Genomic DNA, 17,840 nt, shown 5'->3' on the forward strand with positions numbered 1-17,840 from the left:
CGCGGGCCCCAAAACCTAATTATTCTAGTTGGTTGTAAAGCAAAAACGCCATTCCCCAAAAAGAGGAATGGCGTTTTTTTATGCGAGTCAAAAGGTTTAATGTGTTTTGATCAGCTCTTTAGTTTGCTGGAAGTCAGGACCAGCGATTTGGATGAGATACAAGCCAGCGGGCCAATCTTGAGCGGGAAGTTGAATCAACCGATGTCCAATTTGAGTTTGGGCATCTTGCTCATAGACCAATTTACCAATTGCATCGAAGACGCGGATTTGCAAATCTCTTTCTTTAGTTGACAAGACATCAATTTGAGTATTTCCGCTAGCGGGGTTCGGGAAGATGCGAATGCTTTCTTGCTCCGATTCGCTATAGAGGCGAGCCACCACGGTGGGGCTATAGCTAAATGTACCATCATTATTGACTAGGCGGAGGCGGTAGTAATAATTGACATTAGGCAAAACCTCATAATCATCTAATTGATAGTCTTGGATCAATTGGCTATTGCCTTGGGCATAAACCTGTTCTAAAAAGCTAAATTGGCTGTTGTCTAAGCTGCGTTCTACTTCAAAATGAGCGAGCTCATCTTCCTCTTCAGTGCTCCAATCGAGTTGGATATAGTTGTTTTCGATAGGCGTAGCCTCTAGGTCCAACAACTTATTTTGAGCCAAAAGGATATCAGCGGCGGCCACCCCAAACTGAGAGAAGCCATTGAAGCCCGTGCGTTCTAGAGATACGGGGCTTCCTCCACAATCGTCGGCAGTACCCGCAACGGCATTATCTTTAGTGACTAGCCAAACGGTTTTGGTGGGAAAGTTATCATCCTGTGGCCAAACCATCACGGCATAATCGCCAGTGCCTGAGCCTGTAAAGTCATCAAAAACCCATTGGCCGTGATCTAGGCCCCCCCAATAGTCAATTTGATAGCCGCTACATTCGAGTTGGCTGGCAAAGCTATTGTCTAGGCCCGTTTGAAAGTGGCCCGTGATGACATCATAGTTGTTGGCCCCAGAAAAGTCGAGATGAATATATTGCATTCCTCTTTGTGCACCAGCAGCGGCAGGTTCTAGTCCCAAAACATAGCCGTAAGTTCCTCCTGCGGCATCAATGGCTCGGCGGAGTTTTCCTTGCACATAGCCATTATCAATAGCCGACATATTTCCGTTGGTATTTACGGTATTATCGAGCATATTAGTTAGGCCAGCCGTGGGGTTCATTACCCCAAAAACAGCGGGATAAGCCGCTCCGTTAGTCGGTAGGGCAGAGGGATCTGCCGTAATAATTCTATTGACGGTAGCCGCGCCAGGGCCATTAAAATCTACACTATTGCGAACATCAGCAATATTACCTGTTCCATTTAGCCAAACCACTCCTTGGTCATTGGCCAATTGAAGATCGTAAAAGGAGCCATCATCAACGCCAGTAGCGGCCTGCCCCCCGCGAACGGCATAGCTGCCGCTAATGAACTGCGTTTGGCCCGCATTGACATCATCATTGATGAGTTTGGTTGTTCCTGTCCCTCTTTGTTGAAAGAGGTTATCTGAATACATATCTCCCTGAACTTCGAGATAGCCATCATGGTCCATCAATGCAGTTGCCCCAAATTGGTGAACATCTCCCATAACATAGACCTCTGCGCCAGCCTGCACCTTAATCAAAGCCCCATCATTATAGAGCTCGTTGTTGTGCTGGGCCCAGCTACTGGCCGTGAGTAGTAGAAAGCTACTTCCGAGTAGCCATTTTTTGTAGTTGTTTAATGTCATAAATCTATTTTTTTATTAAGCCGTTTTGTGCAAACGAACTAGTTTAGTTTTTTGTTTTGTGACTGGGTCTTTTTGCCTATAATAGTACGTAAAATTTAGCGATAAGGCTTCTTTGAACCTGCAGCAACTTGCAGTTTTGTCGATAGATTAACGTCTTGTTCTTGATCCAAAAAGGCATTTTCATCCGATTTGCCCCAGTAATTAGGCCCAATGATAATTGGGTCAGGCTCCTCTGAACAAGGCGAAAAAAGGGCCAATTGATAGCGCTTACAATCCATAAAGTTATTCTCCTCTACCAAAGTCTTGCCTTTATTGGCATATTGACAAGAAAGCTTAATATTCGTTTCATTACCCTCAAACTGATTTTGGCGAATATTGAGGCTAGACCGCCGACTCATTTTCTGCAATTTGATCGCTACCCCCTCAAAATCCTCAAATTGATTGTTGCGGATATTCACCAAACCACCGCCTAGCATCCAAACCACTAAACCAGAATGCCGCCCGTAGTTGGTAAACTTTTTTAACTGGTTGTTTTCAAAATCAGTGCTGCCTCCTAACATAATGGAGTTGCAGTTTTCTATGCTATTACCTTTTACCTTGGCCATGCTACTATTGCGCACATTCAAGGCCCTATCACAGTTCTTAATCTCTGAGTCAAGCAACTGAATCTTAGCCTGTCGCTCTGATTGGATGGCCGTATAACAATTCTCTATCTTGCAATTCTTCACACTCAAATGACAACCTTCGGTCCGCAATAGCTGAGCAGGGGCTTCCCCCATGCCCACAAATTCACAAAACTCAAATTGCGTGCTGCGCACTTGCCCCTCCTCATAATGCAAACAATTATGATAAAAGCGCAAACCATTCCAAGGCGCATTATTATGGCCCACAAACCGAATCGGTTTGCGCTTATTGCCAATAGCCGAAATTCCACCCTTTACCAATATCTGGGTTTCATGTGCAAACTGTAATTCAACTCCCGCCTCAATACGCAAACAAGCTCCCTCCGTAATTAAAAGGTTTTGCGTAATAATATAAGGACTATTGGCCTTTAACCATTCTGTATCCTCCGAAATAGGCCCTTCAATATAAGTGGTGGCCCCCAAACTTAAGGGCAAGAGAAAGAAGAGTAAAAATATCCTGCTTAACATAAACTATTATTAATTAGGGTTGGACAAAACAGCCTAAAGATAAATAACTTAGCGGAAACTATCATACCAAAATAATCGCTATTGGTTTTCTCCTATTTAGTCTTAAACGTTCTTGCTGTTCTTTTCTTATTTATGGGGCTGCCCCGCCCTGCGGGCGGGTCGGGCTGTGCGTGGGCTCGCTGCTCGCTCGGCCCTGCGCAGGCTTCGCCTGCTGGGTCTGGCCTTCGGCCACCCACTGCCATCCCTCAGCCAAGGGCAATCTCTTCGCTTTGCTCGGTTCAGCAGATAGAAAGGTCCAAAACCAGCGCTTTGGACCTTCCTGTAGGTTGTTAACTACTTAAAAATAGCCAAAAGTAATTGGCCTAGAGATCTGCAGGAGGCCCAAATTTAATTAACGAAAATTCCAGCGAATCCCCAGATAAAACTCTCGGCCATGTAGCGGACTATAGGCATAGGCCGTATCGAAATAATCGCTAAATCCTACTGCTGCATTTGGATCATTGAGTCCAGAGAGGGGGGAGCTTTTTTGGCGGTAATTAAAAAGATTTTGGGCACCTAGATAAATATCCAGTTGTCGTTTGGGAAACTGCTTTGTTAGTTGAAGGTTATGAATGCTGAATGCTTGGGATCTTGTGCTGCGAGCTTGGGGAAGGGGCTGTCCATTTTGGTCCAGATCATAGACTTCAGGCAATTGCATTTGACCAGTGAAGTTGGCAGTATAGGCCGCTCGTAAATTCCAAGGTTTATAGTGATAGTTGATGGTTAATACCCCAGAGAATTTGGGGCTATACTCCAGTTCCCTTTTTTCTTTTAGGCCTTGCTCATTCTTACGATATTCAAAAACATATTGGTAGGTAGCGCCCAGATTAATTTGGAGGCCAGCAGGCAGCCCATAGTTAAGGTTGAGGGCGAGGCCTCGACTTTGAGCATAGCCATCTAAGTTTTCATAAATAATGCTATTGGCCTGTTCGTAATTGGGAATGATGGCATTAATGAAGTGGGTGTAGAAGGCGTCTAGATCAATACTTCCTTGTCCCTGCCCCCAATTAAAAATACGTTGAATATTAAGAGTGCTGCTTAGGGCTTGTTCGGGGGCTAGCTTTTCGGCCAAAATCAGTTGTCGGTTGCCAGTAACAAAGGCGTGATCCTCGGCAAAAAGATTGACCAAGCGAAAGCCTGTGCCCGTATTCAGTCTAATTTTCCAGTAGGGGCGAGGTTCGTATTTTATAGAAATTCTGGGAGAGGGGATAAGTCCGTGGGCTTCATAATAATCAAGTCGAAGGCCGCTGAGGAAGGTCCATTTTTCTCCTTGGGGTTTCCATTCGTGCTGGGCCCAAAGTCCAGGAATAAATTGCTCATCGGCTTTGGACGTGACAAGCGTGTTGTCGTCATAAAATTGATAGCGGGCGGTTAATCCAGCTGTTAAATTATGTTTTGGGCCAAAATTAGGCATATAAAGGGCATTGAGGTAGGCAATGCGCTGTTGGGCCAGATAGCCATCGCTACCATAATAACTATCTTGATGGTGTTGGCTGAAGCTATAATCTAGGCGGATAGGGGCTTGGGTCGGAAGCTCATAGCTGCCCATGAGTTCAAAGCGTTGGGTGTAAATGCTTTCACCATAAATGGAGTCATTTCCTCGAATCTCTTGATAAGCTCGATCTTTTGTGTATTGTTCCACGCCATTGCGTCGGTCCTCATAGTAATATTTGGCAAAGAGGCTCGCTTTTTTGTTGTTGGGCCGATCAAAGGTAAATTTTCCAAAAACAGATAGGCGATCCATCGCAATATTATCGCCAAAGCCGTCTTGGTTAGCATCATCAAAGCGGTTGAGGTAGGCATGTTGTAGGCCCAAACTGGCATTGAGTCGCCCCAACTTTTGAGACAGAGCCAAATTAGAAAAAGCCTCGGCATGGGTGGTTCCCATAAGGTCAAGAGAAACAGCTGCTTGCTTGCTAGGATCTTTGGTGATTACATTAATTACACCTGCCATAGCCTCCGAGCCATAAAGCGTAGAATTGGGCCCCTTAATCACCTCAATACGGTCAATCATATTTTTGGGAATGCCGTTTAGTCCATAGACCGAGGCTAAATTGCCATAGGCTGGACTACCATCTATTAGTACAGCAGTATAGGGTCCAGGTAGGCCATTAATGCTAATGGAATTGGTGAAGCAAACCCCACAAGCTACTACTTCCTGCACACCATTAATTAGTTTTAGCGCCTGCATAAGGTTAGTTGGGGCTGTAGTTTGTTCTAGATACTCTGCACGGTAAACTTGAATTTTTACTGCAGAGTTTTTGAGAAAGCTCTCTTTGAGTTGGCCTGAAACTACAACTTCTTCCAAACCCAAGATGTCCTCTTTCAAGAGGAGACTATCGAGTTTTAGGGTGTCATTGGCCTTGAGCTCAATGTTTATAGATTGGCTTTGAAAGCCAATAGCCTGTATCTGTAACTCAAAATGGCCAGGAGCCAATCCATCCAGATAAAAATAACCAGACTCAAGACTAGCAGTTCCTTTTTGTTGTTCAATCAAACCAATGCCTGCAAAGGGAATCGGCTGAGCTTGGGAATCATATAAATAACCTTGAAGACTGGCAGTTTGTGCACCAAGATGAAGACTATATAGGAGAAGGTAAATGGCCAATAAGTAGTGTTTTTTAGCTTTCATATATTAAATTTTAGCTTAGACTAAAAAAATGATTAGTTTAAATTATTGCTAAGCTAACTTAAAATAGATTTCCCTACAAATTAATTTAGGTTAATCTAAAAATAAGACCTAAACACAAAAAAGCCCGCTTAATCAAGCGGGCTTTTTTGTGTTGGGCCAAATTGTGGGCTTAGCCTAGGCGTTTAGACATGCGGATTTGAGCACGTTCGGCCTCAGAGCGGTCCATTCCAATTTGATCAGCAAACTGATATACTTCTTCGCGAGACATATTGCCAGAGGCGTGAATCGCATTTTCAATGGTATAATCTTGGGCCAATTTAATGAGATCATCGCGCTTTTTCTCTTCAAAGCTCATCATTTCGGCATATTCGTAGAGCTTATCTTTTTCAGATTGGTCAAAATCTTTATCAGAAAGGGCTACGGCTACAGTAATCATGAAAATATTTTCGCGACCTTCTGTAGATACTTCCTCCAATTCTACTCGAGACAGAGGGGCTTCACGCATAACTTGAGCAAAACTACCCGTATCATCATCCAAAAAGCTTTGGAAGAATTCTTTTTCTTCGGCAGCAATTTGACCATCGGCTTTTGCCATTTCGATGAGCATGCGGGCCAAAGTTTTCTTATCGTAAGCGGTAGTTAATGGAGTTGCTTTTAGACGTTTTTCAAACTCAGAAAGACGACGAGCAATTTTCCAGCTTTTACTTTCCTCATCATAGTAAAAGTTGAAGGCTACACGCTCAAAAGCCTTCACTACAGCGGCCTTTTTTTCGGCAGCCGAAAAACTATTGTGAGAAGTATTCGCACGCACTACTTCGTTTCCTGCCATAGAGGCAATGTTACCAGCCATACCGCCACCAACAGCACCACGAACCATACGCATCAAAGAAGAGCGCATACGGCTCATTACGGTACGGCGAACCATATTTTTCACCTTGCTACCGGTATCCTTCGAGTCAATACGAATGTTGCCCTTTCCTTCAAAGACTTCTCCTTCTACTTGGAATTTGCAAACCATAGTGCTATTGTCAGCCTTTTCTTCTAGAATAATCGGCTTGATTAAGTCATAAGTAATTTCCATCTGCTTTTAATACTTTTTAGTTGGGTGGCGAACTAATTATTAGTTCAGTAAAAAATGTGGATGTAGGTTCCGTATGCAACAAGTTTAATAAAAAAACTTGATATTTCGCTTAGACTCTTCTCCTTTTCTTGTCTTTTCAATTTGTGTGGGATATTTTTTTGGGGCTGCCCCTCCCGCCGGGTTGAAACCCAGCGCAAAGCGGTATCGCTTTGCGAAGCTATACAAAATGAGGGTTGAAACCCTCATGAATTATTGGTCGGGTCGGGCTGTGTCAGGGCTCGCAGTTCTGCTCGGCCCTGCGCCGCTAAGGCGGCTGGGTCTGCGCCTTCGGCGCACCCCTTTCCATCCCTCAGCCTGCGGCTTAGCAGCCGCTTGAAAATGGCATCGCTTCGCTATTTTAAATAGAGAGACTAGGGGAGAGGTAGTGAAATGGGGATAAAAAAAGTCCAGCTGCACTAAGCAACTGGACTTTTGGTCTAAAGGGCGTCCTACAGGCGGCGAAGCCGCCGCAGGCTGAGGGATGGATAGCAGTGGCGCGAAGCGCCAGACCCAGCCGCCGAAGGCGGCGCAGGGCCGAGCGAACTGCGAGCTGCGGCACAGCCCGACCCGCCTGCAGGGCGGGGCAGCCCCAAACCTTTATGCTAATAAGCTTTGGCAAAAAGCACTCTTGCTTTGGCGGGAGCGCCTGTGAGCACGCATTTGGGCTCGGCAACTTCCTCGGCGCCGGCTGGAGTTTCTAGAGGGATACAGCGGCTAGTGGCGCCAGTGAGTTCCTTAATTTTGAGCTCGGTTTCGGTGGTCCCATCCCAGTAGGCATAGGCAAAACCGCCTTTATTTTCGATTACATCGACAAACTCCTCCCAGTTGTTTACGATATGAGTTCCTTCGTCTAGGCGGGCTTTGGCCTTATTGAAAAGGTTAGTTTGGATATCGTCGAGTAGGTTTTTGATACTTTGGGCTAGGCCTTCGAGGGGGTAGCTCATTTTTTCTTTGGTATCGCGGCGGGCCACTTCAATTTGGCCATTGGCAAGGTCGCGTTTACCGAGAGCGAGGCGGACGGGGATACCGTGCATCTCATGTTCGGCGAACTTGAAGCCAGGGCGGCGTTTGCGGTCGTCATCATACTTCACGCTAATGTCAAGTGCTTTGAGTTCGTCCATGATTTGGGTGACAACGGCATCAATTTCATCATTGGGTTTGGGAATAGGAATGATGACCACTTGAGTGGGGGCGATGCGAGGAGGAAGGACCAGGCCTTCATCATCGGAATGCGTCATAATGAGCGCGCCCATTAGGCGGGTAGAAACGCCCCAAGAGGTGGCCCAAACGTATTCTTCTTTATTCTTTTCGTTGAGGTATTTCACATCAAAGGCCTTGGCAAAATTTTGACCTAGGAAGTGAGATGTACCGGCTTGCAGAGCTTTGCCGTCTTGCATAAGGGCCTCGATAGTATAGGTGTCTTCGGCACCGGCAAAGCGTTCGTAGGCTGTTTTTTCGCCTTTATAGACAGGCATAGCGAGGATCTCCTCGGCAAAGTTAGCGTAAACTTCTAGCATTTGGCGGGCTTCGGCCACGGCTTCCTCTTGAGTAGCGTGGGCGGTATGTCCTTCTTGCCAAAGGAACTCTGCGGTACGGAGGAAAAAGCGGGTACGCATTTCCCAGCGCATCACATTGGCCCATTGGTTAATGAGTAGAGGGAGGTCGCGATAAGAAGAGATCCAGTCGCGATAAGTGTCCCAGATAATCGTTTCGGAAGTGGGGCGGATGATCAGCTCTTCTTCTAGTTTGGCGTCGGGGTCTACTACTACACCCTGGCCTTCGGGATCATTCATGAGGCGGTGGTGAGTGACCACGGCGCATTCTTTGGCAAAGCCCTCTACATGTTCTGCTTCTTTAGACAAAAAGCTTTTGGGGATAAGGAGTGGGAAATAGGCATTTTGGTGACCTGTTTCTTTAAATCTGCGGTCCAAATCGTCGCGCATCTTTTCCCAAACAGCATAGCCATAAGGCTTAATAACCATACAGCCGCGCACTTTGGAATTAGCGGCTAGATTGGCCTTTTTAACAATGTCTAAGTACCACTGAGAGTAGTCTTCTTGTTGGGCGGTAATCTCCTTTGCCATCGGTTTATTGGTATATTTTTTGGTCCATTAATGAGGTGGACCTGAACGATAAATGCTTATTAAAGGTGGCCTTTTTGCTTATGGAACGTTAAAGTTTAGGCAAGCAGTTGCTTTTCAAAACTTAAGCTTTAAAAAAGCTGTATATTCATTAGGCGGCCAAAAGGCCCACAAAGTTAAAAAAAGGACTAAAAGTACAGTTGAAAATACCGAAATATCTATGAAAAATCAAGCACTCCCTATTTTCTTGGCCTTCTTCGCCATCTTTTTAATGGGGCCCCAAGCTTGGGCCCAATACGATGACATTTATTTTGATGGAGAAGAGGAGCCTGTGGCTCAGCAGCAGAACTATCAGGAGCCGCCTACGACTTACGATCAGAATAGTTATGATCGTCCGGAGCAAGAATACGTTGATGCTCGCTATGATAATGCTTATGCGGCTCGTATTCGTCGATTTCATCGTCCTGCTCGGGGTTTTAATTATTACAGTAATTATTATGTAGATAGTTATTGGTACAACCCTTATGCCCCTGGGATGAACATTTATTGTTACAATAGCTATCGTCCTCGTCGTTGGAGACGTTGGGGCTGGAGTTATAGTTATGGTTGGGGGTACAGTAATTCTTATTATGATCCTTGGTATAACCCCTACAATAACTGGGGGTATAACCCTTATAACAATTGGGGCTGGGGCTATAATCCTTATAGAAGAGCTTATAATCAAGGGTATTGGAATGGTTACCATAATGGTTATTATGGAGGAGGAAACAACTGGTATTATGAAAGCTCTGCGCCTAATGCGGCCAATTATGTAACGACTCGTTACAGTCGTGGTAGTGATCCTAATATTCAAAGAAGTCGAACTCGAGCAGTAAGTGGGTATGACACTCATCAGCGACAAGTTGCGCCAGCATCCTTGCATACTAGTGGGGTGATGACTCCTAATCGTTCAAGAGGGAGTGATTTGGGGACAGTGAATAGTGGAGGAAATAATGGTCGGAGCAATCCTCAGACGCAAACGGCTGTGCCGAATACGGGTCGTTCAAGAGGGAGTGATTTGGGGACAGTGAATAGTGGAGGAAATAGTGGTCGGAGCAATCCTCAGACGCAAACGGCTGTGCCGAATACGGGTCGTTCAAGAGGGAGTGATTTGGGGACAGTGAATAGTGGAGGAAATAGTGGTCGGAGCAATCCTCAGACGCAAACGGCTGTGCCGAATACGGGTCGTTCAAGAGGGAGTGATTTGGGGACAGTGAATAGTGGAGGAAATAGTGGTCGGAGCAATCCTCAGACGCAAACGGCTGTGCCGAATACGGGGCGTTCAAGAGGGAGTGATTTGGGCGGAATGAATAACAATCGTACGAATAGAAGCAATCGTCCTACTCGTTCATATAATAACTCATCTCGTTCCTCATCTCCTTCTCGCTCCTCTAGTAGAAGTAGCAGTCGAACGAATAGTTCTTCTCGTTCTTCCTCAAAATCTTCTGGTAGAAGTAGAGGTCGTTAAGCAGAAGATGAAATCTTAAGTGTTAAGAAAAAAGCCAACTCCTTCAAAAGAGTTGGCTTTTTGTTTTTGGTCCAGAAAGCGAGCGTAGCGAGCTTTGGCCTAGCGATGTGGAAGGGTGGCCGAAGGCCAGACCGAGGCGCTTTAGCGCCGAAGGGCCGAGCAGAACTGCGAGCCCTGAAACGTAGCGCCTGCCGCAGGCAGGAGGCCCCGAAATACAATAAAAAAGCCCTTCTACTGAGCAGCAGAAGGGCTTAATTATATTAGGTTAGAAGTTGTTTATTTCTTCTCTTTAACCATTTTTTCGGCTAGTTCGAGTGCTTTATAAGCGTTAACTACACCGCCTTTTTTACAAAGGTCAGAGAACTTGACAAGTTCGTTTGTACCAGGTTTGTTCACTTCATAGTCAACAAGAACGATTGATTTCTCTAGGCATTCTTTGAGTTCTTGGCCAGTGAGTTCGGGATAGTAAGCTTTAACCAAAGCGGCAACACCAGCCACAACGGGAGCGGCCATACTGGTACCGCTTAGGGCTTCGTATTCTCCTTCAGGAACTGTAGAGTAAATGTCTACACCAGGGGCGAAAATATCTACTGTGCTAGCGCCGTAGTTAGAGAAAACAGCGGGAGCGTCTGCGGCGCCTTTCCAAGAAAGGGCACCAACTTCGATCCAGTTATCGGCTTCTTTGGGGCCGCGCTTGTAAGAGTCTTTTCCTTTTTGGTAGAAGGCCGTGGGGAAGTTATATTCTACATCCGTGTTTTTGTTGTCGTTACCAGCGGCATGCACGAGTAGAACACCTTTTTTAGCGGCATATTTTACGGCTTTATCAACAATTTTTTTGTTGTAAGAGTAAGCTTTACCAAAGCTCATGTTGATAATGTCGGCGCCATTATCTACGGCATAGCGGATAGCGTTAGCCACATCTTTATCGCGCTCATCTCCGTTAGGAACGGTGCGGATGGACATGATTTCTACATTATCGGCTACGCCCATCATCCCAAGGTCATTTGTGCGAACGGCGGCGATGATACCGGCTACGTGCGTACCGTGTTGGGCATCGGGGCCATAAACATCATTGTTTCCGTAGAAGCGTTCAGATTGTTTTTGGTAGTTATCGCCAACAGTGGGACGGGGATCAAAGTCCTCGTTGAGGAAGTAATCTACATTCATGCTGAAGTAGTTTACAGCACCTTCTAGTTGTTCTTTCAAGTCTTTGCTAGGTACCTGAGCTAGGGTAGGAGCTAGCATTGCAACGGCTTGCTTGAGGTCGTCGCTAGCATCTTCAGGAATCTTTTCGAGGTCTTCAGCGCTAAAATCGTCTGTACCGAGTTCTTTTTCTACCAATTTGAAGGCGTCGAGGATCATGCCGTATTGAGATTTGCGTTGCTTCATCTCTTTGCGGCGAGTTTCGTATTCTTCTTTGATTTTTTCAAAAAAGGCTTTTTCCTTTTTGTTGAGTTTTTTCTTGGCTTTGAGTTCGCGGTAGAGGCGAGTGAGTTCCAAGTTTTCATAATTGACGTTTTTGCCATCGGCGCCGCCAATAAAGTTCCAGCCATGGATATCGTCTACATAGCCGTTTTTGTCATCGTCAATGCCATTACCCGCAATTTCGTTGGGGTTTACCCACATCACGTCTTTGAGGTCTTCATGTTCGGGATCTACGCCAGAGTCAATCACGGCAACCAAGACTTTTTTCTTAGGCTTTTTGTCTTTTAGGAGTTCCTTGTATGCTTTTTCAGTGCTTACTCCATGTACTTTATCTTCTGTGAGGTCCAAGTTGAACCAGTTTTCAGGAGCTTTTTCTGCTGGGGCCTGAGCCTGTAGGCTAAGAGAAAGGGCCAAAAAGCCAATCCCTGCTACTTTAGATTTCCAATTCCAAGTCATTAGAATATAATTATAATTTAAGGTAGATAATATCTTGCGGACAATAAGAATACGCTTTTTTAAGCTGATTTATTCCTTTGTTTTTTGCTTATCCGACAAAAGACCGCCCTAAACCGACAGTTTAGGGCGGTCTTTATACTAATGCGAAAGGACTTTTACCACTCAATCAAGGCAGAAGCCCAGGTAAATCCGCTACCAAAGGCAGCCAAACAAACTAAATCACCTTCTTTGATCTTGCCTTCTTCCCAAGCTTCGCAAAGTGCAATTGGAATAGAAGCAGCAGTGGTATTGCCATACTTTTGAATGTTGTTGTACACTTTCTCATCGCTTAGCCCCATGCGTTTTTGTACAAACTGAGCAATACGCAAATTCGCTTGGTGAGGAATCAACATATCAATTTCTTCTACCCCTTTCTGGTTAGCTTGTAGGGCTTCCATAATGACTTCAGGAAAACGAACTACCGCATTTTTAAAGACAAAGGGACCATCCATATTGGGGTAAATATGTCCAGCTTCTACCATCTCTGGCGTAATGAGCATAGAATCCCAAGCACTGTCCAAATGGAAATCATCAGTCTCCCCTGTGAAAATTCCACCATGTGCACCCGGGTTAATGTAAGCCAAACGCTCGGCATGTTCTCCCTGAGCATGCAAATGCGTAGACAAAATACCTTGGCCTTCTTTAGTGGTTGGTTGCAAGACTACCGCTCCAGCACCATCACCAAAAATAACCGTCACATTACGACCTCTGGTGCTAAAGTCTAAGCCCGCAGAATGCGTCTCAGAACCGACAACCAAAATATTTTTATACATGCCCGTTTTGATAAACTGATCGGCTACCGACAAGCTATATACAAAACCAGAACACTGATTGCGAATATCTAAAGCCCCAATATGACTCTTAATGCCCAATTCGCGCTGCAATAATACCCCACAACCAGGGAAATAATAATCAGGACTCAAAGTCGCAAAAACAATAAAGTCAATATCATCTTTAGTGATTCCTGCCCGCTCAATCGCAATTTCTGCAGCCTTTACCGCCTGTGTAGTGGTATTCTCCTTATAACGGTCTACATAACGGCGCTCCTGAATACCTGTGCGCTCCTGAATCCACTCATCACTGGTCTCCATCACCTCTGTGAGGTCCTTATTGCTGATTACATTCTTGGGAACATAATGCCCAATTCCAGCAATTTTACTGCGTACTTGCGTCATAGTTTTTCTTTTTTTGTAGAATTTTGAAAAGCTCTGGGCGGCAAAAATAAGTTTTTTCTCCTTTTTGCTAAGATAAATTAAACGCTAATTTCATATATAGTTTAAAGTCAGCCCAGTATAACCTATAGATTTCATCAATGCCCCTAACTAGGCACAAAAAAAGCGATTTAGCAGCCGCTAAATCGCTTTTTTCCTCGAAAAAGAAAGCCTAAGCTTCTTCTACTTCCGGAAGTTGACACTCTTCCTCCGGCTTACGGCCACATACCGTACATTCCCCAATCTGATTCTTCAGTAAAGGGTTATTCTGGGCACAAGTCCCTCTAAAATCTTCTCCAACAAAAATTTTGCGGATGTTAATTAGCAAAAAGGCAAGAATCAATGCTCCAAATGCTACGGCAATGGTTAGCAAATTGCTCATCATAAGCGCTATGTTTTTTAGTATTTAGACCTCAAAGGCCCCCGCAAAACTAAGCATTTTTTAAATGAGTTCTTAGAAAAGCTTGACTTTTAGGTTTTATTAAACCTAATCTTCATCCTCCTCATCCTCCTCATCATCCCAGTCAAAGTCGTCATCATCGTCCTCCTCTTCCTCATCGTCCTCATCGTCTTCCTCCTCCTCATCATCATCGTCCCAATCAAAATCTTCTTCCTCCTCTTCCTCCACAGCCAATTCAACTTCCTCCTCAACCTCTTCCACAACGGCCTCTACGACCACATCTTCTACAATCTCTTCCGCCACTTTTTCCTCTACAGCCTCAATTTTTTCCACTTTTTCCTTTTCCTGCCCACCCAATTGAGCCGTAGAAAACTGCACTTTGGTCAATCCTCGCTTGAAAAATTTGGCTCTCTCTTCCTTCGAACGGCTAGATACTGATCTTTTCATTTCCTTTAATTTTTTTAGTTAAAAGCAACAAGCGTTGCCCAGTTTTGTTTCCAAAACAAATTAGGAAAAAAAAATGGCTAATTTATTTTATAACCGAATAAATCTATATTGACTTTTAGAATATGTAGTGCCGCTCTACTTTACCCAAATTTATGTTGGTGTTGTTTCTTTTTAGGGGCTGCCCCTGCGGCCTTTCAGGCCTTGGGTCGGGCTGTGTCGTGGCTCGCAGCTCTGCTCGGCCCTGCGGCGCAAAGCGCCTTGGTCTGCGGCTGCGCCGCACCACTATCCATCCCTCAGCCGCTCCTCCTTTTCCTTTCTTTTAACCCTTTTCTTCGGCCCCCATTTCTTCAGTATTTGGACCAATATAGCCGCTTCGCCTCCTTTTTTACCCTAAACCGCCCTTTTTTATCATTATTTTGACTAAAAAATGGAAAACTATTTACTTTTTGCGTATAAAATAACTAACTTGTCTTATCTCTTAGATGTTGAGCACCGCAAAAGGATGGGCCCTTCCTAATTTTAGAATGCCCCTCCACTGCTTAAATTGTGCTCTTTAGACTGAAGTCTTATGATAGTACGTTTTGGTTTGAGCCTGCAAGAGCAGATTTTTCCGCTCTGGGAAGAAGGCATTGATTATAGTTGTGGCCCACAACAACTGATTGAATTTTTAGAAGAACAGTTGGGCATTGGTTATCCCGATAATAAGGCCTTTTTGCGTGTAGAGCAATATCGGCAGCTATTGGCTTTGTACCTAGAAAAACAAAAGGAGGCCTTTTTTGCCGCCTCTTTTAAAGCCGATCCCTTAGCTACCGCTCAAGCATTACTCGATCGCCGAGATGAACTTTATCTCTCTAGCTGGGATTTTGCCATCCGTACGCAAATGCCTAGCCGCCTGCGTACATTGGCCGAACTAGAACGCCTCTTGCAGCGTCAAGAAGAAATTCAACTCGCACCCGCCTTCGCAGAGCGCTTCCGCCAAGTTTTTGCCTATATCGAAAAGGGCCGCAAACAACCTATCTCTAAATTGTTGTTGCAAGAGCCCAAAGCTCTTTGGCCACCCTATTGGCAGCGCTTTTTTGAACTACTCGAAAAAGAAGGGGTGGAAATTGGACAATTAGAACAACCCCAACCCTTAGCTAATAAGCAGCTGGGCCAATTGCAAGCTCGCCTCCTCGGCCAAGAAATTCCCACTGCCGATACAAAAAAAGCAGATGGCTCTATTTTGGTCCTCAAAGCAGAGAGCGAAGCCTATGCCGCCGCTTATTTGGCCAAGCTTTTTGCCCAAATGCCCGACCTGAAACCACTTTGTTTGTTATCTAATAAAAATAGAGCACTAGACAATGCTTTGGTCCAAGAAGGATTACCCTCTTTTGGTGTGGAATCAGCCTCTTTGGCCCGCCCCAGCCTACAAATTCTTAAGCTAATTAGCTCTTTTCTCTGGCAACCCCTCAATCCATATCGCTTACTCGAGTTTTTATCTTTGCCCAATATTCCTTTGCACAAAGGTTTGGCAGTTAAGTTGGCCGAATCTATTTCTGAAAAACCTGGCCTCTTTAGCGCACTCTGGTTCCGCAAAAAAGAGGAATTTGTACAAGATATGAAGGCCCAAATCGAAAGAGCTGGCCCTCGTATTGCCCAAAAACTAGAAGCAGAACTAGCTCAAGCAGAAAAAGATTATAGCTTTTGGTTTGAACGCCGCCGCTACGACTCTCGACAATTATTGCCTGTTCGAGAATTAGTCGAAATTTTCGATTATCTCCGCCTTTGGGCCCTTAAATTAGTGGATGAGCAAAAGAAACAAGTTGATAAGATTGATAAAAAACTCAATAAATCAGATATAGAAGAGGCTAAGGAACAACAGCTTGAACGCCAAAGAGAAGAAATTTTGGCTGCCCAAAAACCAATTCTGCGCCTTTATGAGCAAGCTGGCCGCCTTTTGCTTTTGCTGCAAAGTTTAGCTAAAAAGGAACAAGGAGTAGGCTACCTACAGCTTGAACGCTTAGTAAAACAAGTAAACCAGGCCGTAGCTATTCCTTTCCGACCTAGTGAATTGGGGCATGCTCCCTTTGTTTATGAACCCGCTGCAATTGTAGGCAATAGCCAACAATTGCTTTGGTGGAACTTTGTGGATCCTCAACGCAATCTAGGTTTTGATCGCTGGTACAAAAATGAACGAGATTATCTAGAAAAAAGGGCCATCCAATTGGAGGCTTTGGCCCAACTCAATTTGCGGAATATCTGGCAGCGCATCCGGCCTATACTATATTGTAGAGAACAACTTATTTTGGTCCTTCCCGCCAAAGTGGAAGGGCGTGAACAACATCCACACCCACTTTGGGGCGATATGCAGGCCCTTTTTGGAGAGCTGCTCGATACATTTAGTATTCAACTAGAAGAGGCCAAAAGCTCTACTTATTTCCAACAGTATTTTGAGCTGGCAGAAGAAGAAAAGTTGCGTCCAAGTCCATTAAAATCTCCTTCGCCTTATATTCGTTTGGGCCAACAAGAAGGTGGCGCAGGCTTGCTCAGCGAGCGAGAAAATGAGTCGTTTAGTTCATTAGATAAGCTGTTTTATTATCCTTACCAATGGGTGTTCCGCTATTTGATTGGGCTGAATAAGTCTTCTATTTTGCAGGTTTCTAGTGAAAATCGCCTAAAGGGAAACCTATCGCATGTGCTTTTTGAACGCCTTTTTGATTTGATGGTAGAAAAGCCTAAAACTTGGACCAAAACAGAATTAGAAGCTTGGATTGATAAAACCTTACCGACAATTATTGAACGAGAGGGAGCGGTCTTGTTAATGTATGGCAAAGAAGCTGACCGAATTAGTTTTATCAATAAAATGAAGTTTTCTGCTTGGACCCTCATTTCTGCTATTCAGCGGAATGGTTGGAGCGTGAAAGCTTCTGAAATGGCTGTAGAGGGAGAACTTTGTGGCCAAAAAATTAAGGGTATTGCAGATTTGGTCCTTTACCGAGAGCGAAATGGTAAAGTAGAAACAGCCGTTTTAGACCTTAAGTGGAAAGGAAAAAGTTTTTATCGCCAAAGCTTACAGAATAATGATGATTTGCAGCTAGTGGTCTATTCTAAATTCCTTTCGGAAAAAGAGGGGCAATGGGCACATAGCGGTTACTATATTATTAGTGAGGGTATTATTTTGTCTCGAAATAATCAAGCTTTTGTAGAAGCGGAAGCTGTTTCTCCCGAAATTGATGCGGTCCAACAACAAAGTAAAACTTGGCAGGAAATGGAGAACACCTATCTCTGGAGAATGCAGCAGTTGCAAGAGGGCCAAATTGAGTTGCGCAATGAGCATACTCAATCTGCTTTAGAAGAAATTTTGCAATCGCAAGGGTTGCTAGACCTTTTAGAAATGCGGCAAGAATCAGCTAAATATGATATTTATCGAGTTTTGGTGCAGCCAATGGCATAAATAAAAATGAAGTTCTATTTTGGCGCCTCTATTTGAAGAAGGCGCCTTTTTTTTGCAATTTTGTTTGCCGCCAGAAGCCTTTTGGCCCAGCGCTGCGGAGTGGGTGGCCGGAGGCCAGACCGAGTTTTTTGAGCGTAGCGAAAA

The 17,840-nt window shown here is 44.7% G+C and carries 11 protein-coding genes; 2 read left to right on the forward strand and 9 right to left on the reverse strand.

The genetic code is table 11. From position 1 onward, the window contains the following. Window positions 1-96: 96 nt before the first annotated feature. The 5 genes from PPO43_RS10490 to proS form a co-directional block, all read right to left on the reverse strand. The gene (locus tag PPO43_RS10490) at window positions 97-1,755 is read right to left on the reverse strand and encodes a T9SS type A sorting domain-containing protein (protein ID WP_272617550.1); all 1,659 of its coding nucleotides are present in this window, start codon (window positions 1,753-1,755) and stop codon (window positions 97-99) included. Between the two features lie 95 nt (window positions 1,756-1,850). Next, window positions 1,851-2,906 carry a right-handed parallel beta-helix repeat-containing protein gene (locus PPO43_RS10495; RefSeq protein WP_272617551.1) on the reverse strand — a complete coding sequence of 352 codons (1,056 nt, stop codon included), beginning with the start codon at window positions 2,904-2,906 and terminating at the stop codon, window positions 1,851-1,853. Window positions 2,907-3,297: 391 nt separating this feature from the next. Continuing rightward, on the reverse strand, window positions 3,298-5,577 hold the full coding sequence (locus tag PPO43_RS10500; RefSeq protein ID WP_272617552.1) for a TonB-dependent receptor: 2,280 nt from the start codon (window positions 5,575-5,577) through the stop codon (window positions 3,298-3,300). Between the two features lie 169 nt (window positions 5,578-5,746). Then, window positions 5,747-6,658 (reverse strand): tellurite resistance TerB family protein, encoded by a 912-nt coding sequence (locus PPO43_RS10505; protein ID WP_272617554.1) that lies wholly within the window; start codon window positions 6,656-6,658, stop codon window positions 5,747-5,749. 641 nt (window positions 6,659-7,299) lie between these two features. Beyond that, window positions 7,300-8,781, reverse strand: a complete 1,482-nt coding sequence (gene proS / locus PPO43_RS10510) for a proline--tRNA ligase (protein WP_272617556.1) — start codon at window positions 8,779-8,781, stop codon at window positions 7,300-7,302. Between the two features lie 217 nt (window positions 8,782-8,998). Between proS and PPO43_RS10515 the strand changes: the two genes are divergently transcribed. Beyond that, window positions 8,999-10,285: a serine/threonine protein kinase gene (locus tag PPO43_RS10515; RefSeq protein WP_272617558.1), complete on the forward strand. Its 1,287-nt coding sequence runs from the start codon at window positions 8,999-9,001 to the stop codon at window positions 10,283-10,285. A gap of 276 nt (window positions 10,286-10,561) precedes the next feature. Here the strand turns inward: PPO43_RS10515 and PPO43_RS10520 are convergent, their stop codons facing one another. From PPO43_RS10520 to PPO43_RS10535, 4 genes are all read right to left on the reverse strand, one after another. Then, a complete protein-coding gene (locus tag PPO43_RS10520; protein WP_272617559.1) occupies window positions 10,562-12,166 on the reverse strand; it encodes a S8 family serine peptidase in 1,605 nt (534 codons plus the stop codon). A gap of 155 nt (window positions 12,167-12,321) precedes the next feature. Further along, on the reverse strand, window positions 12,322-13,380 hold the full coding sequence (locus tag PPO43_RS10525) for a 3-oxoacyl-ACP synthase III family protein (protein ID WP_272617561.1): 1,059 nt from the start codon (window positions 13,378-13,380) through the stop codon (window positions 12,322-12,324). Between the two features lie 208 nt (window positions 13,381-13,588). Then, window positions 13,589-13,801, reverse strand: a complete 213-nt coding sequence (locus PPO43_RS10530; protein ID WP_002659526.1) for a hypothetical protein — start codon at window positions 13,799-13,801, stop codon at window positions 13,589-13,591. Window positions 13,802-13,903: 102 nt separating this feature from the next. Next, complete coding sequence (locus PPO43_RS10535; RefSeq protein ID WP_272617563.1) at window positions 13,904-14,263, reverse strand: hypothetical protein; 360 nt, start codon at window positions 14,261-14,263, stop codon at window positions 13,904-13,906. Window positions 14,264-14,831: 568 nt separating this feature from the next. Here PPO43_RS10535 and PPO43_RS10540 point away from each other — a divergent pair. Next, entirely contained in the window at window positions 14,832-17,696 is a 2,865-nt protein-coding gene (locus tag PPO43_RS10540) for a PD-(D/E)XK nuclease family protein (RefSeq protein ID WP_272617565.1), read from the forward strand. The last annotated feature ends 144 nt before the right edge of the window (window positions 17,697-17,840 follow it).

This window comes from Saprospira sp. CCB-QB6 (assembly GCF_028464065.1).
GTDB lineage: Bacteria > Bacteroidota > Bacteroidia > Chitinophagales > Saprospiraceae > Saprospira.